Origin of the sequence: Pedobacter riviphilus, from assembly GCF_014692875.1 — a bacterium.
Lineage (GTDB): Bacteria > Bacteroidota > Bacteroidia > Sphingobacteriales > Sphingobacteriaceae > Pedobacter > Pedobacter riviphilus.
In genome coordinates, this window is the sequence record NZ_CP061171.1 from 5,322,396 (window position 1) to 5,348,836 (window position 26,441).

The following is a 26,441-nucleotide window of genomic DNA, read 5'->3' on the forward strand; positions in this document are numbered from 1 at the left end:
AAATTAATGTGGACGGTTAACCGCTAGCTCATACTCTTCTTCTGTTTGTTCGCGATCAATGCCTTCCTCAAAAGGAGATTTGTTACTTATTTTCTCCTGTAAGGTTTGGAAAACAATGAATAAGGCGGGAATTACAAATACTCCGAATATCGTACCGATTAACATACCGCCTACAGCTCCAGTACCAATTGAGGTATTACCTGCTGCTCCAACACCTGATGACAACATTAATGGCAGTAAACCCAGGATAAAAGCAAAAGAGGTCATCAAGATCGGACGTAAACGGGCAGTTGCACCATCAATGGCCGCGTTAACAATGCTCATTCCCTTTCGTCGTCTGTCTACCGCGTACTCTACAATCAGAATGGCATTTTTTGCGAGCAAACCCACCAACATAATCAAGGTAATCTGTGTGTAAATGTTATTGTCTACACCAAATATTTTATCAAAGATAAATACGCCGGCCAAACCGATTGGCAATGAAAATAATACAGCTAATGGCAATATATAACTTTCGTACTGCGCCGAAAGAAGAAAGTATACGAAGATTACGCAAAGCAGGAAGATAAAAATCGTTTGACTGCCACTGCTTACTTCTTCACGCGATAAACCCGAGAACTCATATCCGTAACCTGTTGGAAGGTGAATTGCGGCTTCTTCCTGAATGGCCTTAATGGCATCACCAGAACTAAAGCCTGCATTGGGGTTCCCAGTAACCGCAATTGAGGTATACAAGTTAAAACGTGAAATAGCCTGTGGTCCGTAAACTTTTTCTAAAGTAATAAACTCAGAAATAGGGGCCATTGTACCGCTCGAATTACGCACGTAAATGCTGGTTAAACTTTGTTGGTTGGCGCGGTACTTGGCATCTGCCTGATACATTACCCTGTACTGTTTACCAAATTTATTAAAGTTTGAGGCATAAACACCACCATAATAACCTTGTAAAACGCCCAATACATCGCTAACGGTTAGGCCAGCTTGTTTTACTTTTGCCACATTCACATCAATCTGATATTGTGGGAAATTCGGATTGAACGAGGTTGATGCATACTGAATTTCTGGACGTTTACTTAAAGCTCCTAAAAATGCATTACCCACTTCGTTGAATTTTTTAATGTCTCCACCGGTTTTATCCTGTAACTGGAATTCGAAACCACCACCAGTACCAAAACCCTGGATGGTTGGTGGAGCAAAGAAAATTATCTTCGCACCTTTAATACTAGCTGCTTTTGCAAATAATTCGCCAATAATGGCTTTAACATCGCGTTTGCGTTTATCCCATGGTTTAAGCCTTGCGATAACCATACCATAGGAACTACCCGAACCACTGATCAAACTTCGGCCAACAACCCTAAATGTAGCCTCTACTTCTGGTACCTTACTTACAATATCATTGATTTTTACAATAATTTTATCGGTTTCTTCCTGTGAAGTAGAAGGTGGCAAAGAAATGTCAGAGAAAATCGTCCCTAAATCTTCGTTTGGTACAAAACCTTTAGGCGTCGTATTCATAATCCACACTAACACCACTGCGAAAACAGCGATTCCTAACCCTGCCAGCCATCTTTTTTTACCCAGGAAGCCAACAGAACGTTTATATTTTTGCGTTACAGCATCAAATGAAGTATTGAAAGCAGTATAAAAACGCTGTAAGAAATTTTTACTTTTTTCGTGATCTTCTGCGTGTGGTTTTAAGAACATCGCACACAGTGCCGGACTTAATGTTAAGGCGTTAATTGCTGATAAAATAATCGCGATAGCCAGTGTTAAACCGAATTGTTTATAAAATACACCAGATGAACCTTGGATAAAACTTACCGGGATAAATACCGCTGCCATTACCAGTGTAATCGAAATAATCGCACCACTAATGTCGTCCATCGCATCTTTCGTCGCCTTTTTAGGGTCTTTGTAACCGGCATCGAGCTTGGCATGTACAGCCTCAACCACTACAATGGCATCATCTACCACAATACCGATGGCCAGTACCAATGCAAATAAGGTTAACAGGTTAATGGTAAAACCGAACAAACTCAGGAAGAAGAAGGTACCGATAATAGCCACCGGAACACTGATTGCCGGAATTAAAGTTGACCGGAAATCCTGTAAAAAGATAAATACCACCAGGAACACCAAAATAAATGCTTCGATCAAGGTGTGGATTACCTTTTCGATTGAGGCATCCAGGAAGTTATTTACGTTAACAACCGTTTCGTAATGAATGCCTTTGGGGAAAGAAGTTGCTGCTTTATCTAAAGTTTTAATCGAATTTTCGATTACTTCTTTCGCATTCGAACCTGCTGTTTGACTAATGGCAATACCTAGGGCTGGTTTACCATTAAACTTTACATAGCTGGCATAACTTTGCGCACCAAGCTCTATTCTGGCCACATCTTTTAGGCGAAGAATTTGTCCGTTTGCATTTGCCTTAATAATAATGTTGCTAAACTCAGTTTCCGTTTTTAAACGGCCGCTGTATTTTAACGTGTATTGAAAAGCCTGATTTCCCTGCTCGCCAAACTGACCTGGTGCAGCTTCGATGTTTTGCTCAGCAAGGGCTACGCTCACATCGTTTGGCACCAGGCCATAAACGGCCATTACTTCTGGCTTGAGCCAGATACGCATGGTATAATCTAAAGTACCAAATGCACTTGCATCACCCACACCACTAATCCGTTTAATTTCGGGTATGATGTTAATGTTGGCATAATTCTGTAAAAACTTCTGATCATATGATGGATCATCACTGTAAATAGCGAAAATAAGCAAATTACTCGCCTGTCTTTTTGCCGTGATTACACCCGATCTGGTTACCTCTGCGGGTAATAAACTGGTAGCCCTGGCTACACGGTTCTGCACGTTTACTGCTGCTAAATCGGCATTTGTGCCTAATTTAAAGTTGACTGTAATGGTTGCAGTACCATCATTACTGGCGCTAGATGTCATGTAGGTCATGTCTTCCACACCATTTATCTGCTCTTCCAGCGGAACAACAACACTACTCATTACCACATCGGCATTTGCCCCCTGGTACGAAGCCGATACCTGAACGGTTGGCGGTGCAATTTCGGGGTATTGCGAGATGGGTAAAGTTACGAGGCCTAATACACCTAATATTACAATTATAATGGATATAACTGTCGATAAAACGGGCCTATCTATAAATTTCTTAAACATAATTAATATTGATTACACTGCTAGAGTGTGATTTCACTGACTATATTGTTATTTTTTTATTTCAGCATAAACTGAATCGGTGTTTTTTACTTCAGGTTTAATTTTAGTCCCGTCTTTTAAAGATTGAAAGCCTTCTAAAATAACTTTATCGCCTACTTTAAGCCCTTTGGTAACTACGTAGAAATTACCTTTGGCCAATTCCATCACCTCAATTTGAGTATTAATCACCTTGGCCGAATCACCTAAAATGTAAACGAATTTTTTACCCTGTAAATCGATCGTCGATTTTTGAGGGATCAGAATTGCATTTTCAACATGTTGAGGAATTCTAACGGATGCACTTGCACCATTTTTTAATAAGAAAGCCGGATTAGGGAATGTTGCCCTTAAACTTGCCGAACCAGTACTGGTGTTAATCTGTCCGTTGATGGATTCGATTTTGCCGTTTTGTGCATAGATTGTTCCATCGGCAAGAACTAAACTTACCGGAGGAATGTTTTTCATTTGCTGTGCAAGTGTGTTGCCTTTGTAGGTGTTAGAAAAATCTAAAAGCTGCTTCTCGTTTAAAGAAAAATATGCATAAACCTTAGAAGTGTTAGAAACAGTAGTTAATGGTTGTGTGCTGCTACTGCTCACTAAACTTCCATTTCTGAAAGGGATACTGCCAACAACACCATCAACTGGGCTTTTAACCGAAGTATACCCCAAATTAACCTGTGCATTTACCAATTCGGCTTTTGCCTGTGCCAATGCCGCTTTTCTGCTTTGGAGTGTTAATTGAGCAGCATCAAGATCATACTTGCTGATGATGTCTTTTTCTACCAAAGGCCTGGTTTTATTTACTGTTAACTGGGCTGCATTAACATCTGCTTCTGCACTGCTAATGGCAGCTCTTGCTGTGCGTACCTGCTGTTCGTACTGTGGTGCATTAATGGTAAAAAGTAACTGACCTTTTTTAACTACCGCACCTTCATCCACTAATATTTTTTCGATAAAACCATCAACTTTCGGACGGATATCGATGTTTTGAATACCCTCAATTGTTGCTGGATAATCAGAATCTAAGGTTGTGTTTTGTGTGTTTACTGTAAATACAGGGTAAGCCTGTGGACCGGCTGCTGCTGCAGCGGCAGCTTTTTTAGCTGCATCGTTATTTCCGCAGGATGCCAAAAGCATACCAATGCTCATGCTAAAAAAGAGAGTTGTTACTTTTCTCATGGGTATTTTTGTGTGTTTAAATTTAAATTCCGGAATTAAGGGCGTTATCGAAATATTAGGACTTCGATTATTCGCCGATAAGTGCCCAAAAATAGAGCCTAAAAAAAAATAAATCTGTCCGAATTCTGTCATTTAATCAATCGATTGATTTATTTTGCGATTAAAAACATGTCGAACTTCCTTTAAAATGCTGTTATATATTGTATTATCGTATTTTTTGGCATGAAAAACAGTGTGTAAATATCTTGCGACAGATGTTAAAAGCTGTTAAATTCAAAGGAAATATACGATTTTATTGGAATAAATGTGGAGTATTTGAGGCAACAAATACATTGATGGTGTTTGTTTTACACGAGATATTCAGGGAGCGTTAAACCTATCAGGTTTTTAAAACCTGATAGGTTTGAGAAAGAAAACTATTCCACTTCTCCCTCAAAAACCAATTTGGCCGGGCCACATAAAAAAACATTGGTAAATGCCTTACCATCGTAATCGAATTCTATTTTAATATCGCCACCCAAAACTTTAATGGCTGTTTTAACATGGCCAGTTTGGTTTTTATGTTTTGCCATGGCCATGGCTACTGCTGTTACTCCGGTGCCACAGGCATAAGTTTCATCTTCAACACCGCGCTCGTAGGTGCGCACAAATAAATGGTCGCCTTTATCTTCAACAAAGTTTACGTTTATGCCTTTTTCTGCATAAGTTCCATTATAACGAATGTTTTTTCCTTCGGTAAAAACATCAAAGTCTTTTAAATCGCTTTGTAAAGCAACATAATGCGGCGAGCCGGTGTTTAATACATAAGCATCGCCATCTTTGGTAATGGTATCTACATCAATCATTTGTAAATCAACCCATTCGCCATTCTCTGAAATTCTGGCATAATGTGGTCCATCTACTGCCAAAAAGTTTGTTTCGCGGTCGATAATTCCAAGCTGTTTGGCAAAGGCAACAATACATCTGCCGCCATTTCCGCACATGCTACCCAGCTTACCATCTGCGTTAAAATAGTGCATCTCAAAATCATAATCCTCGTGTTTGGTAATAAACATTAATCCATCGGCACCAATGCCAAATCTTCTATGGCATAGTTGTTCAACTAATTGATTGTCAATATTTTTCAACGGACTCATGGTGTGGTCTATTAAAATAAAATCGTTGCCTGCGCCTTGGTATTTAAAGAAATTAATTTTCATGAAAGCTTCATTTTTTAATGCAATATTTGAGTTGCAAAAGGTAATTCGGGGTTTGTGTTTTTTAATTTAACATTTTTTAACACAAAACTAAGTGCTTTGAGGATACAAATATCGTTTATATGGTATTAAATTTGAATAAACTTACGAAAGAAAATTTGAGCAGATAAAAACTGCCTGAGCATTCTGCTTAAATCAAAGTGAAAATGCTCTCGCAAATAATAACATTTAACAAATGAATATTATAAGCTAACCAAACAATTAGCTAGCAAATCAGCTTATAATAAATCATGGCTTTAAAAAACACAATATAGAAACATGAAAAAAATATTAGGAATTACCGTGTTGGCCGCTTTTATAGGTGGGGCGGCAGCAATTGGAGGTTACAAACTATTTGAGCGTAACCAAACTGGCAGTACGATTACTGAAAAGCAGAACTTATACTTTGCCAATAATCCACTTAAGGTATCATCAGCAGGAACAGCAGATTTTACGCAGGCTGCAGCAGCAGTTGCACCTGGAGTGGTTCACATTAAAACTACATATGCGGCACAAAGCGGCGGTGGTAGAAGTTCTTCTCCGTTTGATATGATGGAAGATTTCTTTGGTGGCGGTGGCCGTCAGATGCAGCGTCAGCCTAGAGCAGCATCGGGTTCTGGTGTAATTATAAGTCAGGATGGTTATATCGTAACCAATAACCACGTGGTAGAAAATGCAGAGAAGGTAGAGGTGGTTTTAACAGACAGACGTAAAGTAGAGGCAAAAGTAATTGGCCGCGATCCAAATACCGATTTAGCATTAATTAAAGTAAATGCAACTGGTTTACCGGTAGTAAAAATGGGTAATTCGGATAATGTGCAGGTTGGAGAGTGGGTTTTAGCAGTTGGTTTCCCATTAGATTTAAATACAACAGTAACAGCTGGTATTGTAAGTGCAAAAAACCGTAGTATTGGTATTATTGGTCGCGAGCAACAAGGCAATGAAATTACAGAAGAGGAATATCGCGAATACCAACGTACTGGTAAAAGACCAGATCGTCCGGCCAATACCAGTATCGAATCGTTTATCCAAACCGATGCTGCTATTAATCCTGGTAACAGCGGCGGTGCTCTTGTAAATGCAAGCGGCGAATTGGTAGGTATTAACTCGGCAATAGCATCGCAGAGTGGATACAATCAAGGTTATGGATTTGCAATTCCGGTTAACCTGGCCCGTAAAATTGTAGATGATTTTATGAAATATGGTTCGGTTAAACGTGGTTACATTGGTGTTAACTTTGTACCATTAAGCGGTGAGGAAAAACCAGAAGGAATTAAAACCAACGAGATAAGTGGTTTGTATGTGAATGATGTGGTTGCTGGTGGCGGTGCTGCTGCTGCGGGTATTAAATCAGGCGACGTAATTAAAAAAGTTGACGGAGTAGTGATCAACGATTCGCCTGATCTTCAGGAAAGAGTTGGCCGTTTAAATCCAGGTGATAAAGTTAAATTAACCGTGTTGAGAGATGGGGCACTTAAAGATTACACCGTAACTTTAAAAGGAGAGGCTAGCGTAGGCCTTACAGCCAAAAATGCTACAGGTAAAGGTGTAGAAGTTTCGAAACTGGGTGCAACTTTTGCTCCGGCAACTCAGGCTCAGAAATCGAAATACGGTATCAATAGTGGAGTGGTGGTAACATCTGTTACTACAGGCAAGGCTTTTGATAATATCGGTGTTGAAAAAGGTTTAATTATTACTAAAGTTAACGGACAACCTGTAAATTCTGTAGCTGATGTACAAAAAGCATTACCTTTAGGCAGAAACAACATGGTGAGTATTTCTGGAGTTGGCGAGCAAGGTTCGTATAACTATAGTTTCCCTGCACAGTAATTAATTGTAATAAATAGTTTAAAAGGCTTCCCGAGTTTAACTTGGGAAGCCTTTTTATTTTAGTCTTGGTTGATAGGTTCGTGGTTGGCATGACAAGCATCTGCACATTCTTCGCAGGCCACCGCACATTGTCTGCAGTGTTCATGATCATGTTTGCCACACTCGGCCGCACAAAGCCCGCATATTTCTTCACAGAGCAATAAATATTGATGGCCAATAATTGAATCTCTTTGCAATAACCTGGCTGCCTGGGTACAGATATCTGCGCAATCCCTATCTAGTTTAATGCAGTCAATCATCATGTTGATGTCTTCTTCTTTTAAGCATGACGATGCACAATGTTCGCAAGCTAACGCGCAATCTAGTAAAGTTTGGATTAAACCATGGTTGTTCCTCGTTTCCATATCGTAAAAGTTTTGGTTATACCTGTTTTGTATATTAATAACCTGTTGGAAATTAAACTGTTTTAAAAAAATGAGATTTCGAAATGTTAAAATATCTTAAATAAGGAGCTGTTCAGCCAAATCTTCGTACTCAAACCAATATTCATCCGTTTTTCATAATCAAGACTTAGTTTCGCTATTTATCGATTGATAATCAGTCTTTACTGATACTTTGTAATTATTTTTTTATTGTTCCATATTAGAATCAGAACAAAAACCGAATATTATGGCTTTAGCTAGTATTAACCTCAGTGTAAAACAATATTTCAATTTCATGTGCAGAACTGATTTTGAAAGACGGATCTTTCATGATACTTATAAAGAATTTCAAAAAAGATCAAAAATATATAGCTTGGATCAACACCTGCATACCTTTTCTCAGATGCAACAAGCCAACGAAAAGGCAAACACGCTAAATCAAAAACTTCAATATTCAGTAATGAATAGTATTGCTGCCTTAGCACAGAAAATGCCTGTTCTAAATGATCTTGAGGATCGTCCGATTCTTTTCGATTGGGCCGAATTACATATTTATGATTCAGACCTGTTAAATAAGGCAGCGCATGTGGTTTCGATCACCTATACCAGTCCGAAATTAATTTTACACGAAATAGTTGGTGATTTATTAATCTTAAGCTATAATGGCAAAGAACACGAAACATTGGTAGTAAAAATTACCGAAAATCTGATAGTAAATTATGAGCAGCACGAAAGCCTGGTTTATAGCTAAATTTAAATCCCGATAGCCAGTATCGATTGCGATAGCAATTTATAGGTTGGGTTGGTCTTTGCTTTTTTCAGGTAGAAAAGCGGAGGCATAGGCCTGTTTTGAACGTGCCTTATTGATAAAACCAGGCAATATATGGAGTGGTGATGGATTAAATCAGGCCGCCAAATGAGGCTTAAAGGGCAAATTATCAATATATTTAGCAATTATTTATATAATAAAAAATAAAAAATTGATTTATAGGGATTTAACTCTATCTTTGGTGCAAATTAAAATACAATATAATGCAACAAGGAACAGTAAAATTTTTTAATGAAACTAAAGGTTTCGGATTTATCACTCCATCTAATGGCGATGCCGAAATTTTTGTTCATGCTTCAGGCTTAATCGATAACATTCGCGAGAATGATACCGTAAACTACGATGTAGAAGAAGGTAGAAAAGGCCTAAACGCGGTAAATGTTAAAGTAGCTTAAGAAAACTCAAACACATAAATCGTAAAAAGTCCCGATGCAAATCGGGACTTTTTTTATGGAATCAACTTTTGGATTGTCGATCCTCATATTTATCTGCCTGCCAAATTTTTGCTGATTTCACTGTCAACAAAATCTAAAGAAAGATCATTGTTGGTTAATACAGTACCATTTTTATCTACTAAAAAGAAGTAGGTAACGTTGTAATTGCTTAAATTTTTTGCATTTGGCGATTTCGCTCCCTGAAGATCTGAATATTGTGGCCAGGTAAGGTGATCATCCTTGATCACATTTACCCACCAGTCTCTTTTCTTATCGAACGATACCCCGATAAATTCTACATCTTTATTTTTATACTTTTCGTAGAGTTTAACTAATACCTGGTTGTTTTTTCTGCTTTTTCCACTGTAAGAAGTCCAGCATATAACCAGGTTTACCCTTTTAAGTATACTTAGGTCGAACTTTTTTCCATCTGGATTTTCTCCTTCAATATTAGGCATTTTACTTCCCGCCATCATCTGGTTAGCTTGTTTAATCTCTTCTAAAAGACTTTTGCCCTTTTTACTTTCCTGAATTTCCTTATCTAAACTGTTAAAAATCGATAAATAATTTTTGGGTTCCGAATCTGCCCTGCCTAGTTGTTCCAATAAAAAGAGGGTGTGCGCAGAACGGGGATACTTTTTGGCAAAGGCCTTTATGATATCCAATTGGAACAAGATTTTTTTCTCTCTCCAACGGTCTGCATTTTTAGCCTTTTCCATAATATTGCTTTGCGTGGCTTGGTCAAATTCCGATTCAACAATATCCAAACTGTCGAGCAGGTTTTTGCTCATATTATCTTTTAGTCTATAGAAGTCTATAAATTGTTCACCCTCTTTGTTTGGAACACTTTTTAAAGGATATGAATTAATGTTTTTTCCATCAAGAACGCCTTTGAAGCTGCCTTTGTCAAGATAGAAGTAATATTCTCCTTTGTGATCGCCATCCTCGGTTTTTAAAATGGCATAACCTTTTACCGGGATGTTGATTTTGAAGGTCTGGTTGGCGTTGGTAATGTTTTCAACTTTCAGTGTTTCTCCGTTTTCAGGACTTTGAATGATCATTACTGCATTTGGACCAAAGTTTTTGGTTTCGAAATTAAATGTAGCAGGAACTGGGTCGCAAGCAGAGAATAGACTGGCTAATAAAATAAGTAAATAGAGCTGTTTTTTCATGTTAATAATTTGATAGAGCAATATAACGAAAAACTTAGTTGAATTTCGGTGAAAATAAACTCATCTTCATTTTTTTATCATTAAGAAATAAATATTCCCATATTCTTTCACTTTCTTCCGAATATGCTTTAGAATGTTTCTAAATAAAAGTTTTATCGTTGTTTTGTCATATTCGTTTATAAATTAAACTCATAATTAGATACTTTTGCAAGAAATTTAGATATAAATCCTAATCAAATGAGTGGTTTCGGAAATGCATTTTCTTCATCAATAGGGAAGAAATTCATCATGGGTATTACAGGTTTGTTCCTGATACTTTTTTTAATTGTACACTGCGGTATTAATGCTTTAATATTTATTAACGACGGTGGTTTAACATTTAACGTAGGCGCACATTTTATGGCCACTAACTGGATTATCCGGGCTGGCGAGATTGTGTTGTTTATTGGTTTGCTTGCGCACATTTTTCAGGCGTTACGTTTAACGTTGCAAAATCAGAAAGCACGCCCGGTTAAATATGTCGTAAACGATGGTAAGGCAAACAGTAAATGGTATAGCCGTTCTATGGGCTTGTTGGGTACGCTTTTGCTGATCTTCCTGGTTGTCCACCTGAAAGATTTTTGGGTAGTTTCTCGCTTTACAGGAATCCCAACGGTTGATGCCAACGGACATGAAGATCTTTTTGCGGTAATGAAAGAAAAATTTCAGGATCCGGTAAGAGTTGCCGTATATATTTTGGCTATGTTTTCTTTATGCTACCACTTATTGCATGGTTTTGCTTCGGCATTCCAAACATTAGGATGGAACCACTCAAAATATAATGGTATAATTAAAGGAGCTGGCGTTTGGTATTCGGTTATTATTTCGATCCTTTTCACAGCCATGCCGATTGCAGTTTATTTCGGTCTTATTCAATAATTTTTAGCACAAAAGATATGTCAGATATTAATTCAAATATTCCAGAAGGCGAATTAACCAGCAAATGGACAAAATATAAGTCTTCTGTGCCTTTGGTTAACCCATCGAACAAAAGAACTATTGAAGTAATCATAGTAGGTTCGGGTTTAGCAGGTGCTTCGGCAGCGGCTACGTTGGCCGAGATGGGTTACAAGGTAAAATGTTTCTGTTTTCAGGATTCACCACGTAGAGCACACTCAATTGCTGCTCAGGGTGGTATCAATGCAGCAAAAAACTATCAGAATGATGGTGATAGCGTTTATCGCCTTTTCTACGATACAATTAAGGGTGGCGATTATCGTGCCCGCGAAGCTAACGTACACCGTTTAGCCGAAGTAAGTGCCAACATTATAGATCAGTGTGTAGCACAAGGTGTGCCTTTAGCGCGTGAATATGGTGGTTTGTTAGATAACCGTTCTTTCGGTGGTACACAGGTACAACGTACTTTCTATGCTGCAGGTCAAACTGGACAACAGTTATTATTAGGTGCCTATTCTGCTTTAGAACGCCAGATTGGTATGGGTAAAGTAGAAATGTATACCCGCCACGAAATGCTTGAGGTGGTTAAAATCGATGGCAAAGCGCGTGGTATTATCGCACGTAACTTAATTACAGGAGAAATCGAACGTCATTTCGGTCATGCGGTGGTATTAGGAACAGGTGGTTACGGTAACGTATTCTATCTTTCTACCAACGCGATGGGAAGTAATGTTACTGCGGCCTGGAAAGCGCATAAACAAGGTGCTTATTTTGCAAACCCATGTTATACGCAGATCCACCCAACTTGTATCCCGGTTTCTGGCGATCACCAATCTAAATTAACCCTAATGTCTGAGTCGTTGCGTAACGATGGACGTATTTGGGTTCCTAAAAAGAAAGATGATAACCGTAAAGCTTCAGAAATTCCTGAAGATGAAAGAGATTATTATTTAGAACGCCGTTACCCTGCTTTTGGTAACCTGGTTCCACGTGATGTGGCTTCTCGTGCCGCTAAAGAGCGTTGTGATGCAGGTTATGGCGTAGGTGCTTCTAAATTGGCAGTATATCTTGACTTTAAAGCAAATACAGAGCGTTACGGTAAAATCGAAGCGGCTAAAGCCGGTAACCACAACCCTGATAAAGAAACCTGCATGCGTTTAGGTACTGCGGTAATTAAGGAAAAATATGGTAACCTGTTCGATATGTATGCGCAGATTACTGGTGAGAATCCTTACGAAACACCAATGCGTATTTATCCTGCGGTTCACTATACCATGGGTGGTTTATGGGTTGATTATAACTTAATGACATCGGTACCTGGTTTATACTGTACTGGTGAGGCTAACTTCTCAGATCACGGTGCCAACCGTTTAGGTGCATCAGCTTTGATGCAAGGTTTGGCTGATGGTTATTTCGTTCTACCTTACACCATTGGTGCTTATTTATCGAAAGAGATTTCGGTAAAAGCAATTCCGACTGATCATCCTGCTTTTGTTGAAGCCGAAGAAAGAGCTGTAGGTATTTTAAATACACTGATCAATATCAAAGGAACCAAATCGGTAGATCATTTCCATAAACGTTTAGGCCACATTATGTGGGAGAAATGTGGTATGGCCCGCAACGAAAAAGGTTTAAAAGAAGCGATTGAAGAAATCAGGGCTTTACGTGCTGAATTCTGGAGCGATGTTCGTGTACCTGGAACAGCTGATGAGTTAAATACCGAACTAGAAAAAGCTGGCCGTGTTGCCGATTTTATCGAACTGGGTGAGTTGATGTGTATTGATGCTTTAAACCGTAACGAAAGTTGTGGTGGCCACTTCCGTGAAGAGTATCAGACAGAAGAAGGTGAAGCACTACGTGATGATGAGAACTATTCTTACGTAGCCGCTTGGGAATTTAAGGAAGGTGTAAACTTCGAACTTCACAAAGAAGAATTGAAGTTTGAAAATATTAAAGTAGCACAAAGAAGTTATAAATAGTAGCAAGAAATGGGTATCAAGATTTAAGTATTAAGTATCAAGATTGCAAACCGTCTTGATACTTGATATTCATTACTCGATACTAATAGTTGATACTTAAATCTCAATATCATGAGTACAGGAAATATGAACTTAACGCTAAAAGTTTGGCGTCAAAAAAATAACAAAACCAAAGGTGCTTTGGTAGATTATAAATTGGCCGATATTTCACCGGATATGTCTTTCTTAGAGATGTTCGATGTATTAAACGAACAATTAATTAACAAAGGTGAAGAGCCGGTTGTATTCGATCACGATTGCCGCGAAGGGATCTGTGGAATGTGCTCGATGTTTATCAACGGGCGTCCTCACGGACCAAAAGATTTGGTTACCACCTGCCAGTTGCACATGCGTTCTTTCAAAGATGGCGATACCATTGTGGTTGAGCCTTGGAGAGCTGCTGCCTTCCCGGTAGTAAAAGATTTAACGGTAGATCGTTCTGCATTTGACAGGGTTATTGCTGCTGGCGGCTTTATTTCGGTAAACACAGGCAATGCGCAAGATGCGAACAACCTGCCAATCCCTAAAATGCAGGCAGATGCTGCTTTCGAAGCTGCAGCTTGTATTGGCTGTGGTGCTTGTGTGGCAACCTGTAAAAATGCTTCAGCAATGTTATTCGTATCAGCTAAGATCTCTCAGTTGGCATTGTTGCCACAAGGTCAGCCAGAGCGTTACCGCAGGGTGCAGAGCATGGTTGCGCAAATGGATGCTGAAGGTTTTGGTAACTGTACCAATACTGGTGCTTGCGAAGCCGAATGCCCTAAAGGAATCTCTTTAGAAAACATCGCGCGTATGAACCGCGATTTTGCATCTGCAAAATTTATTTCAGAAGAAACCGTTTAAAAGATATACTGTGCACCCAGCTTAACTGCTGGGTTCTTGAGCCTCCACAACGTGGAGGCTTTTTAGTTTTTAAAGGGAACTACAAAACAATCATAAAATAGATAAAAATATCTGTTGAAGGCACATTATTAGTCTAATGCTGGTTAATAGACTAAGAATAAATAATCAATAAATTTTAATGATTTGTTAGCAAGCTGGCGATTAAAACTGATACACATTTAACATTTGCTAGCTGTTATGAAAACAAATGAAACTTTATATTTTGAAACCGAAACCTTGCACAACAAAGCTGACTCGAAATAAAAGTTTGCGAAAGTTGTAATAATCTTATGTTTGCATATTAAAATTTTGCATATTTAGAAATTTTATTCTGTAATATTTGCATATACATTAAAAATTTTATAAATTTAGTCCTCCGAGACAGGAGAGAAAACATAAAACCCCGGCAATTTTTGCTGGGGTTTTGTGTTTTTTAACAGAGCGTTAAGTTAGATTTTTTTAAGCCATGGTAAAATTAACTGCAATATTATATTTTACACGAACTGGTATTCCTTTCTGCTGAGCTGGTTGCCATTTTGGAGATTTTCTCAATACCCGTAATGCTTCCGCATCAGTTTCTGTCGTGAGTCCTCTAATCACTTGTACATCTGTTAGTGTACCGTCTTTTTCAACAATGAAAGATGCAAATATTTTACCTTGGGTTTTGTTTTTCTTGGCTGCGTCGGGATATTTCATTTCCTTGGCGAGGTAATCGTAAAATTTTGAAATGCCTCCAGGAAACGCTGGTTGTTTTTCAACAGATACAAAATCATAAACTTTGTTCGGATTGTTCTGCGCTTTTGCCAAATTAAAGCACATGGCGATGCCCGTTAGGGCTAAAAAGATTAGCTTTCTCATTGTTTTTTTATTAAAATGTTGATTATTTAGTTTTTCTTGGGCGTAGCTCTTGATTTTTTAGTGGTAATAATCACGACTCCATTTTTGCCCTTATCACCATGTAAGGTTCCTGCAGATGAGCCTTTAAGGACTTCTATCGATTCAATAGATTCCTGATCCAAACTTTTTATCTCTGAAACTTCTTTTCCGTCAATGATATAAAGTGGTTTTGCCTTGGGGTCAAAATCTCTATTTAGTAGGTCTCGCTTCCCAACAGGTGTTTCGCCGTTTGGTGGTGGAAGTACGCGAAATCCAGACACTTTTCCATTTAAATTAAGATCAATAGGTTTTATTGGTTTGCCCTTAAGCAGGTTGGAGCCTATAGTATTTTTGGTTTTAATTTCTATTACGCCCGCAAATCCATCCGATCCGTATTTCGCAACTGCCGAACTGTCTTTTAAAATATTAATTGCTTCTATATTGTCCTGATCAATTGCGCTTAAGGATGTTGTCCCCCTTATAAACTGTTTGTTCCCATCAATTATAACCAGAGGTTCTGTGCCAGCTATAGGTGTTCCTCTAAGCCTAAATCTAGGTGTTTTAGTACTATCTGCCTTTTGGGCAAAACCAACTAAACTAAAACCCATCATCATGGTAAAAGCGATTATATTTTTCATTTTAGTTAGAATTTTCTATTAAGTTCGAAAAAATTAATTGTTTTATCTATCGAAAGCTCTTTTGAGTCAAGTGGCCTGAAAGCGTTGCTTTTTGCGCCCTTACTGGTAACTAAAATGACGCCACCCTTGGCTTTTGGCCCATATAGATTCATTGCTGTTTGATCTTTTAACACTTCTATTGATTCGATGTTGTTTGGGTTTATCGCATTCAATTGACTGTTATCTGATAATTTAACACCATCTAAAATAACTAGCGCATCAAGATTTGTACCCTCTTTTAATCTAATCCGGTCGTTGGAAATGCTACCTGTTTTAGTCTCTTTTGTGGGATCGTTGATGGTGAAATTAACGTTGATATTATATTTTACCCTTACAGCTAGGCCATTCTGGATACCTGGGTGCCATTTTGGCGATTCTTTTAAAACCCTGATGGCCTCCTCGTCTGTGCCGCTTCCTAAACCACGTGTAATCTGGATATCTGTTAATGATCCATCTTTTTCAACTACAAAGCTGAGGAAAACCTTACCCTGCACATTATTCTCCTGTGCCAACTTAGGATACTTAATGCTGCTACTCAGATATCTATAAAACTTGCTTATGCCTCCCGGAAATTCTGGTTGTTTCTCGATTGAAACAAAATCATATACTTTATCTGTATTTTCAGATTTAATAGCGCTGGTTTCCGTTTCGGTGGTTTTAGGAAGATAAGATATGATATTAATCTTGTTCAGGTTTACATATCCATCAGATTTAGGCAATAATTTATTCTTAAACTCTTCCGAAGATTCTGGAATTTTAAAACTTACCGTTAAAGCATATTTGCCATCAGCTACGGTTTTAAATCCTTTATAGGATAAAATTGCTTTCATCACTTCTTCATCACAACCTGCTCCTAGTTCTATATTCGATGTAATATCGGTAACTCTACCGCCTTTTAGCTTAAATTTTATCTGCGTATTTCCTTGCACCTCATCGCTACTGGCTGCGTTTGGGTATTTAATATTTCTCGATAAAAACTGATAAAATCCCTTCCAGTTTGCATCTGTTTTGCCATCAACAGAAATTGTAGGTGTTATAACTGGCTTTTCAGGAGCAGTAACCATGTTTTCAACCATCTCGATCGGTTTCTCCATTGGGATTTGATCTGTAATGGACAACAATTTCTCATTTTTACGAACAGTAGCCGACGAAAACACAATCAGAATGGCAAATAAAGGAATAAAAATTCCATACTTCACAATAGCGATCTTTTTAGACCGCTCTTTATGAAGCATGAAAATTCTTTTTTTGATCAATGATTTTCCTAAGAATCCATTTGTTAAGGCATTTGGTGAAATACCAAACGACTTACTTAGTAATAGCATGGCATATTCAGCTTTATCACCCTGAAATTCTGCGGCAAGTTCATCAGCTAAAAACTCGTGGATATTTTTAATGGTGTTTTTGTAAAGATAAATAACCGGGTTTAACCAGGTAATAATCCCTATAATTTCGAAAAATAAAATATCTACGGTATGCCATTGTTTGATGTGTGCTTCTTCATGAATATCAATCACATCCATTTGCGGTAGTTGCTGATCAATTACTTTTTTGCCAAAAAAGGAGAAAGCCGAGCCAGCCTTATTTATAGTGATGAGTTTTTTAACTGCTAATAAGTTAAATACCAATCTACCTAAGAAGAACAAAATACCGGCACAATAGATATAAACGAAAGCATTTCCCCAGTTAAAACCAGTGTTACGTTCCGTTACAATTGTTGCCTGTGCTAATACGGCTTCCCAATTAACTGAAGTATAAACCTGTTGCGCTGCTTTCTGTTCCGTTAGCCATTCTAAACGGATAAATGGTATGCATAAAGACAAAACGCCCGCAGATACTAAATAAATGCGGTTTAAAGTGAAGTAGGTCTCCTTATCTAACAGTAATTTGTAAAAACCGAAAAAAACAATTAAGTATAAGTTCACCTGTAATAGGTAGTGGGCAAAACTCATTTTGGCTTATGTTTAATTTTATTGATCATTTTTAAAATTTCATCAACATCGCTTAAATCCAGTTTTTCTTCCTTAACGAAAAAAGAGAACATACTCTCTACCGAATTTTCGAAGTAATTGCCCAACAGTTTTTCTGTTGCATGGCGTTTATATTCTTCTCTGCTGATCAAAGGATAATATTGGTGGGCCTTACCGAAAGCTTCGTGACCAATAAAACCTTTGGTTTCTAAAATTCTAATAATGGTTGATACGGTATTGTAAGCAGGTTTAGGGAGGGGTAGCTCATCAATAACTTCTTTGACGAATGCTTTTTCCAATTGCCATAAAACCTGCATAATCTGTTCTTCGGCTTTGGTTAAATCTTTAATTTCCATAATAGTTAATAATAATAAGGATGACGGCAAAATACTTTGCCTTAGCTAAAGTTAAAACTAATTAGTTAGTTATCCAAATTTTATCGCATAAATTATTAGAAAAATTAATGAGCAAATTTTTTGTTCTACTTTAGGATTTTTCTTTGCGAAGAAGTGATTAAAGATAGATATTTATTGTATTGTAAATCAGGTTGTTTGTGTTTGTTTTGGCTAGATGGTGATCAGGTTGTTTTTGATGCCATAAACGACCAATCCTGTGCGCGATTTAATATTTAGTTTGGCAAAAAGAGATTCCCGATAGTTGTCTACTGTGCGCGGACTTACATTCATGAGGTCTGCAATTTCCTTATAAGTAAGTTCGGTACTGCAATATTGCAAAAATGTGAGCTCTCTTGCAGAGAATACCGGCTTTTGATCGCTGTCTTTCAGTGCCACTAAAAGTCTGCCAGATACCAACTCGTTTACATAAAAACCCTTGTTTACAATTACTTTAATTGCCGTTAACAGATCTGATGGGGTCGATTCTTTAAGCATGTAACCCCCGGCGCCAGCCTTAAGCATTCCAATAATTGCTTTTTCATCCTCGAGCATACTTAATGCAAGTACATGTACATTCGGATGATTCATTTTAATCCATTTAGTTGCTGCAAAACCGTCCATTACTGGCATATTAATATCCATTAATATGAGTTGAACTTGCTGGTTGTTGTTCATTTTGGCTTGGAGATCTAATCCGTTTACAGCCTCAAACGTTATATTTATTTCATCAAATTCTTCCAATAGGCTTGCCAATCCGGAACGGAAAAGCGTGTGATCATCAACAATAGCGATAAAAATACTTTGGTCTTGCATACAATTAAGGGTATGGAACTTCTATTGAAATGGAAGTGCCTTCGCCTGAAGCCGAATTTAATGTTAATTTTCCATTGATCATCTCAATTCTTTTAAAAATAGAATTTAGGCCCATCCCTGTTTTTTTTGATTTAATTTCTTCGGGATTAAAACCAACTCCATTTTCTACAACCCTTAAGTGTAAAATATTGTCTGTCAGGTATGAATCGAGTTGAATATGGGTTGCCTGTGCATGTTTTATAATATTATTGATAATTTCTTGCAGCAAACGAAGAATGATCAAGTCCTTGTTTGGCGAGGCAATTTGCAGATCAATGAGCAGGTTGTTGATTTTTAATTCGTAAGTACCGGCCTTATTAAGCCAGTTAATTTCCTGATCTATCGCATGACCAATGCCATTTTCTACCAGTTGCTCTCCATGTAATAGCTTGGCCAGCTCCCTTAATTCTTTAATGGATTTGTTAACAAGTGCTAATGAATTATCGATTTTCTTTTTGGCTTTTCCCTCATCATTTAAATTTATAGAGTTTAGTGTTAGTGTAGTAAGACTGAGCAACTGGCCAACATTATCATGTAATTCTGTAGCTATGCTTTGCATGGTTTGATCTTGTACTTCTACCCGTGCTTGAAGCATTTCGGATTCAAATTTTTGCTGCATATTCTGCTTTTCCAAAACGTGGTTCTTTTTATGCCGGTTGTACGATCTGATGTAGAGTAATAAGAATATTGGCATCAAAAGGAAAACAAATGATGCCAATAGTATGAGTGACATTACTTCCGTTGACGAGCTCTGCATATAAATGAATAGGCCCAAAGGCCGTATAGAAAAAAGTTAAGTGTTGTATAAATAATACTCCGAGTATTGTATTTTCCTAAAAATTTTTGCTGTATAATTTCATCAAAGAAATTAGCGAGTGTGCTGCCAAAATAAAATATCAAAGCCCCGCCAACCCACCAAAATGCAGGGTGAAACTTTAAATCAATATAATTTTCGTCTTTGAGTAACAAATAAAAATACAATAGGCCATAAATTACAAAAACCACAGAGGCTATACTTATCGTAAAAGCATTGTAAACGTTTATTCCGTATATGGAGGTGAATGTGATATAAATTAACATTATTATTCCATAGATTGTAATTATCCATTTTTTGATATCAGCATACTGTTTTATAAAAGTATGGAATCCGTAGGTAACGTACGATATTTCAAATAAAGTATAAATGTTATACACAAATAAATTTGTACGATAAGTTACCGCACAATACCTTCCAACAATCTCTGTTATCATTACTACTACAAGGTACCATATGCTTATCCGCCAAAATGGCGCTTTATCTTTAGATAAAAAGTATATGGCAAAACCAAGGCAAAGTAGCTCAATATATGAGCTATTAGTTGGAACAATAAATTTTAGGGCCTTAAATATGTCTATTTGTGTAGCAATTTTTCCTATCATAGAAAATGTATTACAACATCAGTTTACTATTATCATCACATAGTTGCGGACATAAGTCAGCTCTGTTTTCTGGATCGGTAGGTTGTGATATTGGATCGCCGTAATCTTTATCAATAAAATAATCAGTGCAGGGTTTACCATCAATTAATTTAGTAACCACAAGAAGTACAGTATTCATTTCAGTATAAGTTAAAGGGATTTTGTCGCCATATTCCAATTTGTTGATCTGATCAATGATTTCGCTGGTGTATCTTCCGAAATAAATTCTAATCCCGTCACCACCAAGGTCAATTATTTTTTTTGTTAAGGATGATATCTGCGCCGCAGGAAACCAGGCCGCTTCTGTATATGTACCTCTTTCTGTGTTCTGGCTCTTGCGAAAAGCCGCTGTCATCTGTTGTGCAATACTTACCGGGATGGTGTTATTTTTACCATCCTGCGTTAATAGAACTTGTGTCATAAAATTTGTTGGTTTTAACCCAAATATAAATAATAAGTAATAAGCTAATGAAAGATGAAAAATAAATTCTACAATGGCTCAAAGTGCTGTTTAATGATACCGTAAAAATACCCTTCTATTTAGGGCGTTTTACGCTAACCCCGAATCGCCACCTACCACTACTTTTGGTATACAATAACAACTGAATAATTTGTCATTGTAAAAAATGAATGCTATCTACCCTATGAAAACACATATTTTAGACCTATTTCAAAATAAGTCTATTTTTTTTAGTAGCGTTTAATTATTAGAAACATTAACCATTTAATTCTTTCAAAAATGATAAATAATATCCTGCTGCGGGAAAACCATAGTTCGATTAGCGAAAGGGAAGTCGAAATTGTGCACCTTTTATCAATGGGCTACAACAGTAAAGAAATTGGCGGAATGCTTTTTATCAGCGAGCATACGGTTAATACGCACCGAAGAAATATGGTAAGAAAGCTCGATCTAAAAAATTCTTATCAGTTAATTGTTTGGGCCTTTAAAGAAAGAATATTATCCCTATAAGGGTTAAAAATACATATAACCTCTCATTCTAAACAACAAAGCCTGCTATTTGATACTAAAGTCAAATCAGCAGGCTTTTGTTTATCGTTGTATTTTGTTTAAGGTCTTGCCGGTTGTGGAGCAGGCAGTTCTTTTCGTGGAATCTGTGCCTCGCGCTGCGAAGTATTGTAAACAAAAGAAGCGATGATGGTTGCCGCCTGTTTTAAATCATCCTCAACAAGTCTATCATAAGTATCCATATTGCTATGGTGGGTACGGGTATTGTAATCGGCAGGATCCTGAATAAACTGGAAACCCGGGATGCCTACGGCATCAAATGCCTGGTGATCGGTACCACCTGTATTATTGATGGTGATGGTAGTTGCACCAAGATCGTTAAAAGGTGTTAACCAGCTTTGGAAAATCGGACCAGCCGCTACATTGCCCTGTAAATATACACCGCGGATTTTCCCTGTTCCATTGTCAAGGTTGTAATAAGCTGATATTTTTTTCTGATCTGGCGTTAATACCATTGTTTTTGGATCGCCGAAATGTTTTGCTACATAGCCTCTTGATCCAAATAAACCTTGCTCTTCCGAGCTCCAAAGTGCAATACGGATGGTGCGCTTCGGTTTAAAATCTATCGCTTTTAAAATACGCATGGCTTCCATCATTACGGTAGAACCTGCTGCATTATCTGTAGCGCCCGTTGCCGCATGCCACGAATCGAAGTGCCCGCCAATCATTACCACTTCATCTTTTAGTTTTTTATCGGTTCCGGGTATTTCGGCAATTACGTTATATCCTTGAGGATCCTGGTCATAAAAAGAGGTTTTGATATCGGCTTCAATTTCTACAGGCTTGCCAGCACGTAAAAGACGCAATATATGCAAGAAATCTTCTGCTGCAACTTCAAGTTCAGGCGATACCGGTTTTGCATCTAAAGCATAAGAAGCACCGTTACTGGTGAAAAAAGTCCCCTGTCCTCCACGGGCATAAGTTAAAATTAAACCTACTTTTTCTTCTACCAACATGGCACTCATTGCCGCGCGGATTTCACGCATTTTCATCATCTGCGCCATTCTATCGGCCATTGGCCCGCCAGTAGGGCGTTGTCTTGGGCCTGCAGTTTGTGGTTTTGCTGCGGCCATTTGTGCCAGGGTAGTATCGGCATAGCGCGAAAAATCAGGTTTAACGCCACTTGCCAGTGGAGTGCCCTGATCCATCATAATGATTTTTCCGGCCAATTTTCCTTTATATTTTGCTAAATCGGCAACACTATCGGCCTTGATTAAAATTACCTGCGATTTGATCGGGCCATTTGTACCAGGTGTCCATGCTTTAGGAGAGGCAATAATGGTATGATAATAAGGGAGTGTGGTGGCAGCATAGTATTTATCAATCTGCCAGCCTTTACCGAAAGTTCCCCAGGCTTCGAGGTGTACATTTTTTAATCCCCAATCAGTTAGTTGCTTCACTGCCCAATCCTGTGCTTTTTTTAACCCCGGAGAATTTGATAAACGTGGACCACTTACATCAGTTAAATTAAAAGCAATATCCATTGCCTTCGAATTTTCCAGACCTTCCTTTCTTATTTTTTGTACTACAGCTGCATCAGGGGTATCTTGTGCAAAAGCCGAAAAGCACAGGCCAAAGGCCAATGCTGTGATTGTAAATTTTTTGATCATTTTATGAATAATTTGGTGGTTGATTTTGATCTAAAATACACTTTAAACCACTTCAAATTATTATCCAATGAGATTTTTACATGATTACCTTTCCAGGCCCAGAAATTTACATTTTGAAATTATTTTATGCTCTTTTTGGTAACGATAAAATAGCCAATGATGAAAAGGACTAAAGCATAAACCAAGCTTGTCCATATTTCTTGGGTAAAAATTGGGAATTCTAATGGATCAGTGTTTTTGCTTACCTTAGTAATCCTTAATGCAAGTGTTGGTAGCGAATAGGGGTTGAGGTAAGCGTATTTCCACCCTACGTTCGCGGTGATAATGCCCATTATGGTTCCAACAAAACCTATCCCCATTGGTTTAAGAAAATCGCCCCATATCAAACTCAGGATAAACTGAAGTGATAAAATACCTAAAGATGACAGGAAAAGTTTAGCATAAGAGTTGATGAGGATATTTTGTGGGTTGTATTGATTGAAATTATATTTTGGTACTAAAACCTGTAATAAGTGACCAAAGGCATAGGTGAGGGTGGCAAATAAGAATAAGCAGATCATGATTAAAAATACCGCGTACAAATATTTTGCAGCATAAATAGAGAATTTATTCAAGGGCTGAGCAAACAGCATTTTCCAGGTATCATTTTTATGCTCAATATTATTGACAGAAAAAGCCATAAATATGACATAAAAAGGCATAACCAATAAACCCATTACGCCAAGTGCTGCACCAATATAGTTGCCCCAAAGCATCATAGGCGGGTAATGCCTGGCCAAAATCTTTTCGGAACCCGAATAAAAACCGAAAGTGATTAAGGAGCATATAATAACGGGTAATAATATGGCTGCCCAAAAAGCTAAGGTTTTTCTCGATTTGTAAAATTCTGATACTAAAGAAATATAAAGAGCGTGCATGTTAGTTTGTTTTGGTAATGTCCAGAAATAAATTTTCGAGATCTTTTCGTTGCTGATAAATACTGCTCACCGTAAAACCATTTTGGATCAATAATGTGTTTAATTCTCCACTTTTTGGGGATGAAATAAATGGTAATGTAATTATCCTATCTGTTTTTGCCGAAATTTTATAACCCGACGCTATTAAAAATGAGCTTGCACTTTCAATCTTGTCGACTTCGATTTCCAGCATAGGTTTGCTCAATAAATGAAGTTCACTAATCGTGCCCTGAAATAATAATTGGCCTTTGTTTATAATGCCAACGTGGGTTGCTGTTCTTTCTATTTCTGCTAATAAGTGGCTTGAAACCAGTATTGTTTTCTGGTGTTTTGTGGCTAAATCGATCATCAGGTTCCGAACCTCGATAATGCCATTTGGATCTAAGCCATTGGTAGGCTCATCCAGTAGGAGTAACTCTGGATCTGAAATTAGTGCCTGTGCAATGCCTAGCCTTTGTTTCATGCCTAATGAATATTTATTGGCTTTTTTATTTGCTGCTTCTGCCAAGCCTACCAGCGACAGCATTTCATCAGCTTTTGTTTTTTTTATGCCTAACAGAATACAGCGGTTAACAAGGTTTTCTTTTCCTGTTAAATGCCCATAAATGGCTGGCTGTTCTACCAGAGCACCAATGCGTTTAAGGGTAGCGATGCGATTACTGTTTATTTCTTTACCAAATATAAAAACCTGATCGGATGGCGATTTGAGCAGGTTCAGCAGGATTTTTATGGTAGTTGTTTTTCCGGCTCCATTTGGACCTAAGAAGCCATAAATGCTGCCTTTTGGTACTTGTAATGAAAGATCTTTTACAATAACCTGGTTGCCGAAGTTAAAGTTTAAGCCTACAGTTTCGATAGCGTAATTACCCATTGTTTCTATTTGAAAATAGCACTTACTTGTTTCACAACGGCACCAGATGTTTTTGTAGGTTTTACAACTATTTCTGCATCATTCTGATTGGTGCTAACCGTAAGTGTTAAAATAATCATCATAAATACAGGTAATAATAAAAGTAAAAATGGTGATGTGTTTGATAACTTTTTCATGATCGATAGTTTTATTTGAGAGGTTGTGAAAATACCATCAGTAATTACTGTTTGATTTTTTAAGTTGATTGCTGATGACGTTTTCATTTTGTTTTCGTTTTGATGATTCAAAGAAACTCAAGAAAAACAACCTGCTAAAATCTATTATACCAAGTGTTCAAGATTCTAGATCAACAGACATTTTGGGCGTTTGTCGATAAAATTTGCCTATTGGGCCGTTGGTAGAAAAAAAATGCCCGTTGGTAGATTGTGTTCGGTTTAAATTGAAAGTTTATTTACTTTGGATGCATGAAGCTGATACGTGTTGTTTTAACTTGTATCTGCTTTAAGACCATTTAATGAATAACTAATGAAACAAAGCAGGGCCCCTTTAATTTTACATATTACATACTGGGGATTGATTTTTATGTTCCTGATCGCAATGTCTGCATTCAGGGAGGGTAGCGCAACAATGAAAGATTATTTTTTATCTTTTGGTGTAATCGGTATTATCAACGTTTCTCTTTTTTATATCAATTATATTTTCTTAATACCTGGATTGATCAAGAGGCAGAAAAAATACTGGATTTACTTCCTTTCATTCTTCCTGTTGCTAATTGCCGGTACGTTTTTGAAAACGGTGCTAGCGGTTCTTAATCCCGAAGAGCTATTGACCTATAGAGTTGAAAAAGAGGTACGCAATTTTTCTGTGAATAGCTTTGCATTGAATGCGGCCTTTTTCTCTGGTTTTTTCCTGATCAGCAGTTGTATCATTAAATTTATTATCGATTGGTTTTCTAGCGAGCGGGTTCAGCGTAATCTCGAAAACGAACGCCGCGAAATGGAGCTCCAGTTTTTAAAATCGCAGTTAAACCCACATTTTCTTTTTAACTCGCTCAATAATATCTATTCGCTGGCCTATCAGAAATCAGACAAAACCGCCGATGCCATTATGAAGCTTTCGGAGATTATGCGTTACATGATTTATGAGAGCAATACGCCAACTGTAGCGTTAAGTAAAGAAGTAGACTATTTAACCAGTTATATCGAACTACAAAAAATAAGGTTTAAAGATGGTGCTTATATAGAGCTTACCTTAAACGGCGAAATTGACAATCAAAAAATTGTTCCTTTAATGTTGATTTCGTTTGTAGAAAATGCATTTAAACATGGGGTAGTGAACGATCCGGCCGAACCAGTAAAAATCAATATCATTGCTAACCAGAAGATTTTGCATTTTAGTGTAGTAAATAAAAAGAACCAACAGAATAAAGATGCGCAGGGGGGCGTGGGTTTAACCAATGTAGAACGACGGTTACAATTGGTTTATCCTGATAGATATAAATTAAATGTTGTAAATTCGGCTACTCATTATACCTGCGAACTGATGATTGACATATAATCCGATAACTTAACACAAATCGGAAATAAAAAAATC

At 37.6% G+C, this 26,441-nt stretch carries 24 protein-coding genes; 8 read left to right on the forward strand and 16 right to left on the reverse strand.

Annotated features, from left to right (window positions below; genetic code table 11):
- Positions 1–3: 3 nt before the first annotated feature.
- The 3 genes from H9N25_RS21960 to dapF all read right to left on the reverse strand — a co-directional run bounded on the left by H9N25_RS21960 (position 4) and on the right by dapF (position 5,597).
- Complete coding sequence (locus H9N25_RS21960) at positions 4–3,180, reverse strand: efflux RND transporter permease subunit (RefSeq protein ID WP_190327243.1); 3,177 nt, start codon at positions 3,178–3,180, stop codon at positions 4–6.
- A gap of 48 nt (positions 3,181–3,228) precedes the next feature.
- Positions 3,229–4,398 carry an efflux RND transporter periplasmic adaptor subunit gene (locus H9N25_RS21965; protein ID WP_167296209.1) on the reverse strand — a complete coding sequence of 390 codons (1,170 nt, stop codon included), beginning with the start codon at positions 4,396–4,398 and terminating at the stop codon, positions 3,229–3,231.
- Between the two features lie 416 nt (positions 4,399–4,814).
- Positions 4,815–5,597, reverse strand: a complete 783-nt coding sequence (dapF, locus tag H9N25_RS21970) for a diaminopimelate epimerase (RefSeq protein WP_167296210.1) — start codon at positions 5,595–5,597, stop codon at positions 4,815–4,817.
- A 315-nt stretch (positions 5,598–5,912) separates the two neighbouring features.
- Between dapF and H9N25_RS21975 the strand changes: the two genes are divergently transcribed.
- The gene (locus tag H9N25_RS21975) at positions 5,913–7,463 is read left to right on the forward strand and encodes a trypsin-like peptidase domain-containing protein (protein WP_167296211.1); all 1,551 of its coding nucleotides are present in this window, start codon (positions 5,913–5,915) and stop codon (positions 7,461–7,463) included.
- Between the two features lie 59 nt (positions 7,464–7,522).
- Here the strand turns inward: H9N25_RS21975 and H9N25_RS21980 are convergent, their stop codons facing one another.
- Entirely contained in the window at positions 7,523–7,867 is a 345-nt protein-coding gene (locus tag H9N25_RS21980) for a four-helix bundle copper-binding protein (protein WP_190327244.1), read from the reverse strand.
- A gap of 265 nt (positions 7,868–8,132) precedes the next feature.
- On the opposite strand from H9N25_RS21980, the gene H9N25_RS21985 reads away from it, so the two are divergent.
- Positions 8,133–8,636, forward strand: a complete 504-nt coding sequence (locus H9N25_RS21985) for a hypothetical protein (RefSeq protein WP_190327245.1) — start codon at positions 8,133–8,135, stop codon at positions 8,634–8,636.
- A gap of 281 nt (positions 8,637–8,917) precedes the next feature.
- Entirely contained in the window at positions 8,918–9,109 is a 192-nt protein-coding gene (locus H9N25_RS21990; protein ID WP_010599638.1) for a cold-shock protein, read from the forward strand.
- Positions 9,110–9,198: 89 nt separating this feature from the next.
- Here H9N25_RS21990 and H9N25_RS21995 read toward each other — a convergent pair whose 3' ends face one another.
- Positions 9,199–10,320: a TlpA family protein disulfide reductase gene (locus H9N25_RS21995; RefSeq protein WP_190327246.1), complete on the reverse strand. Its 1,122-nt coding sequence runs from the start codon at positions 10,318–10,320 to the stop codon at positions 9,199–9,201.
- A gap of 237 nt (positions 10,321–10,557) precedes the next feature.
- On the opposite strand from H9N25_RS21995, the gene H9N25_RS22000 reads away from it, so the two are divergent.
- The 3 genes from H9N25_RS22000 to H9N25_RS22010 all read left to right on the forward strand — a co-directional run bounded on the left by H9N25_RS22000 (position 10,558) and on the right by H9N25_RS22010 (position 14,117).
- Positions 10,558–11,238 carry a succinate dehydrogenase cytochrome b subunit gene (locus H9N25_RS22000; protein ID WP_190327247.1) on the forward strand — a complete coding sequence of 227 codons (681 nt, stop codon included), beginning with the start codon at positions 10,558–10,560 and terminating at the stop codon, positions 11,236–11,238.
- Between the two features lie 17 nt (positions 11,239–11,255).
- Positions 11,256–13,235 carry a fumarate reductase/succinate dehydrogenase flavoprotein subunit gene (locus H9N25_RS22005; RefSeq protein WP_167296216.1) on the forward strand — a complete coding sequence of 660 codons (1,980 nt, stop codon included), beginning with the start codon at positions 11,256–11,258 and terminating at the stop codon, positions 13,233–13,235.
- Between the two features lie 111 nt (positions 13,236–13,346).
- Positions 13,347–14,117: a succinate dehydrogenase/fumarate reductase iron-sulfur subunit gene (locus tag H9N25_RS22010; protein ID WP_109929539.1), complete on the forward strand. Its 771-nt coding sequence runs from the start codon at positions 13,347–13,349 to the stop codon at positions 14,115–14,117.
- Positions 14,118–14,615: 498 nt separating this feature from the next.
- On the opposite strand, the gene H9N25_RS22015 is transcribed toward H9N25_RS22010, so the two are convergent.
- From H9N25_RS22015 to H9N25_RS22045, 7 genes are all read right to left on the reverse strand, one after another.
- Complete coding sequence (locus tag H9N25_RS22015) at positions 14,616–15,014, reverse strand: energy transducer TonB (RefSeq protein WP_190327248.1); 399 nt, start codon at positions 15,012–15,014, stop codon at positions 14,616–14,618.
- Positions 15,015–15,040: 26 nt separating this feature from the next.
- Positions 15,041–15,670, reverse strand: coding sequence for a TonB-dependent receptor plug domain-containing protein (locus H9N25_RS22020; protein ID WP_190327249.1), 630 nt, complete (start codon positions 15,668–15,670; stop codon positions 15,041–15,043).
- 5 nt (positions 15,671–15,675) lie between these two features.
- Positions 15,676–17,661 carry a M56 family metallopeptidase gene (locus tag H9N25_RS22025; protein WP_190327250.1) on the reverse strand — a complete coding sequence of 662 codons (1,986 nt, stop codon included), beginning with the start codon at positions 17,659–17,661 and terminating at the stop codon, positions 15,676–15,678.
- Entirely contained in the window at positions 17,658–18,035 is a 378-nt protein-coding gene (locus tag H9N25_RS22030) for a BlaI/MecI/CopY family transcriptional regulator (protein WP_147227562.1), read from the reverse strand. The genes H9N25_RS22025 and H9N25_RS22030 overlap by 4 nt, the downstream gene beginning before the upstream one ends.
- A gap of 210 nt (positions 18,036–18,245) precedes the next feature.
- A complete protein-coding gene (locus H9N25_RS22035) occupies positions 18,246–18,887 on the reverse strand; it encodes a response regulator transcription factor (protein WP_190327251.1) in 642 nt (213 codons plus the stop codon).
- A 4-nt stretch (positions 18,888–18,891) separates the two neighbouring features.
- On the reverse strand, positions 18,892–19,659 hold the full coding sequence (locus tag H9N25_RS22040) for a sensor histidine kinase (protein ID WP_167296221.1): 768 nt from the start codon (positions 19,657–19,659) through the stop codon (positions 18,892–18,894).
- Between the two features lie 696 nt (positions 19,660–20,355).
- The gene (locus H9N25_RS22045; protein WP_167296222.1) at positions 20,356–20,805 is read right to left on the reverse strand and encodes a hypothetical protein; all 450 of its coding nucleotides are present in this window, start codon (positions 20,803–20,805) and stop codon (positions 20,356–20,358) included.
- A 318-nt stretch (positions 20,806–21,123) separates the two neighbouring features.
- On the opposite strand from H9N25_RS22045, the gene H9N25_RS22050 reads away from it, so the two are divergent.
- Positions 21,124–21,354, forward strand: a complete 231-nt coding sequence (locus H9N25_RS22050) for a response regulator transcription factor (RefSeq protein ID WP_167296223.1) — start codon at positions 21,124–21,126, stop codon at positions 21,352–21,354.
- 98 nt (positions 21,355–21,452) lie between these two features.
- Here H9N25_RS22050 and H9N25_RS22055 read toward each other — a convergent pair whose 3' ends face one another.
- The 4 genes from H9N25_RS22055 to H9N25_RS22070 form a co-directional block, all read right to left on the reverse strand.
- Positions 21,453–23,021 (reverse strand): M28 family metallopeptidase, encoded by a 1,569-nt coding sequence (locus tag H9N25_RS22055; protein WP_223833478.1) that lies wholly within the window; start codon positions 23,019–23,021, stop codon positions 21,453–21,455.
- A gap of 119 nt (positions 23,022–23,140) precedes the next feature.
- Positions 23,141–23,938, reverse strand: a complete 798-nt coding sequence (locus H9N25_RS22060) for an ABC transporter permease (protein WP_190327252.1) — start codon at positions 23,936–23,938, stop codon at positions 23,141–23,143.
- 1 nt (position 23,939) lies between these two features.
- Complete coding sequence (locus H9N25_RS22065) at positions 23,940–24,848, reverse strand: ABC transporter ATP-binding protein (protein ID WP_190327253.1); 909 nt, start codon at positions 24,846–24,848, stop codon at positions 23,940–23,942.
- A 5-nt stretch (positions 24,849–24,853) separates the two neighbouring features.
- The gene (locus H9N25_RS22070; RefSeq protein ID WP_190327254.1) at positions 24,854–25,024 is read right to left on the reverse strand and encodes a hypothetical protein; all 171 of its coding nucleotides are present in this window, start codon (positions 25,022–25,024) and stop codon (positions 24,854–24,856) included.
- Positions 25,025–25,373: 349 nt separating this feature from the next.
- Here H9N25_RS22070 and H9N25_RS22075 point away from each other — a divergent pair, with 349 nt between their 5' ends.
- Positions 25,374–26,405, forward strand: a complete 1,032-nt coding sequence (locus H9N25_RS22075) for a sensor histidine kinase (RefSeq protein WP_223833479.1) — start codon at positions 25,374–25,376, stop codon at positions 26,403–26,405.
- The last annotated feature ends 36 nt before the right edge of the window (positions 26,406–26,441 follow it).

Excerpts from the sequence above, each read along its gene's own strand:
- H9N25_RS21960 (WP_190327243.1), bottom strand. The coding sequence starts at position 3,180 with ATGTTTAAGAAATTTATAGATAGGCCCGTTTTATCGACAGTTATATCC.
- H9N25_RS21965 (WP_167296209.1), bottom strand. The coding sequence starts at position 4,398 with ATGAGAAAAGTAACAACTCTCTTTTTTAGCATGAGCATTGGTATGCTT.
- dapF (WP_167296210.1), bottom strand. The coding sequence starts at position 5,597 with ATGAAAATTAATTTCTTTAAATACCAAGGCGCAGGCAACGATTTTATT.
- H9N25_RS21975 (WP_167296211.1), top strand. The coding sequence starts at position 5,913 with ATGAAAAAAATATTAGGAATTACCGTGTTGGCCGCTTTTATAGGTGGG.
- H9N25_RS21980 (WP_190327244.1), bottom strand. The coding sequence starts at position 7,867 with ATGGAAACGAGGAACAACCATGGTTTAATCCAAACTTTACTAGATTGC.
- H9N25_RS21985 (WP_190327245.1), top strand. The coding sequence starts at position 8,133 with ATGGCTTTAGCTAGTATTAACCTCAGTGTAAAACAATATTTCAATTTC.
- H9N25_RS21990 (WP_010599638.1), top strand. The coding sequence starts at position 8,918 with ATGCAACAAGGAACAGTAAAATTTTTTAATGAAACTAAAGGTTTCGGA.
- H9N25_RS21995 (WP_190327246.1), bottom strand. The coding sequence starts at position 10,320 with ATGAAAAAACAGCTCTATTTACTTATTTTATTAGCCAGTCTATTCTCT.
- H9N25_RS22000 (WP_190327247.1), top strand. The coding sequence starts at position 10,558 with ATGAGTGGTTTCGGAAATGCATTTTCTTCATCAATAGGGAAGAAATTC.
- H9N25_RS22005 (WP_167296216.1), top strand. The coding sequence starts at position 11,256 with ATGTCAGATATTAATTCAAATATTCCAGAAGGCGAATTAACCAGCAAA.
- H9N25_RS22010 (WP_109929539.1), top strand. The coding sequence starts at position 13,347 with ATGAGTACAGGAAATATGAACTTAACGCTAAAAGTTTGGCGTCAAAAA.
- H9N25_RS22015 (WP_190327248.1), bottom strand. The coding sequence starts at position 15,014 with ATGAGAAAGCTAATCTTTTTAGCCCTAACGGGCATCGCCATGTGCTTT.
- H9N25_RS22020 (WP_190327249.1), bottom strand. The coding sequence starts at position 15,670 with ATGAAAAATATAATCGCTTTTACCATGATGATGGGTTTTAGTTTAGTT.
- H9N25_RS22025 (WP_190327250.1), bottom strand. The coding sequence starts at position 17,661 with ATGAGTTTTGCCCACTACCTATTACAGGTGAACTTATACTTAATTGTT.
- H9N25_RS22030 (WP_147227562.1), bottom strand. The coding sequence starts at position 18,035 with ATGGAAATTAAAGATTTAACCAAAGCCGAAGAACAGATTATGCAGGTT.
- H9N25_RS22035 (WP_190327251.1), bottom strand. The coding sequence starts at position 18,887 with ATGCAAGACCAAAGTATTTTTATCGCTATTGTTGATGATCACACGCTT.
- H9N25_RS22040 (WP_167296221.1), bottom strand. The coding sequence starts at position 19,659 with ATGTCACTCATACTATTGGCATCATTTGTTTTCCTTTTGATGCCAATA.
- H9N25_RS22045 (WP_167296222.1), bottom strand. The coding sequence starts at position 20,805 with ATGACACAAGTTCTATTAACGCAGGATGGTAAAAATAACACCATCCCG.
- H9N25_RS22050 (WP_167296223.1), top strand. The coding sequence starts at position 21,124 with ATGATAAATAATATCCTGCTGCGGGAAAACCATAGTTCGATTAGCGAA.
- H9N25_RS22055 (WP_223833478.1), bottom strand. The coding sequence starts at position 23,021 with ATGATCAAAAAATTTACAATCACAGCATTGGCCTTTGGCCTGTGCTTT.
- H9N25_RS22060 (WP_190327252.1), bottom strand. The coding sequence starts at position 23,938 with ATGCACGCTCTTTATATTTCTTTAGTATCAGAATTTTACAAATCGAGA.
- H9N25_RS22065 (WP_190327253.1), bottom strand. The coding sequence starts at position 24,848 with ATGGGTAATTACGCTATCGAAACTGTAGGCTTAAACTTTAACTTCGGC.
- H9N25_RS22070 (WP_190327254.1), bottom strand. The coding sequence starts at position 25,024 with ATGAAAAAGTTATCAAACACATCACCATTTTTACTTTTATTATTACCT.
- H9N25_RS22075 (WP_223833479.1), top strand. The coding sequence starts at position 25,374 with ATGAAACAAAGCAGGGCCCCTTTAATTTTACATATTACATACTGGGGA.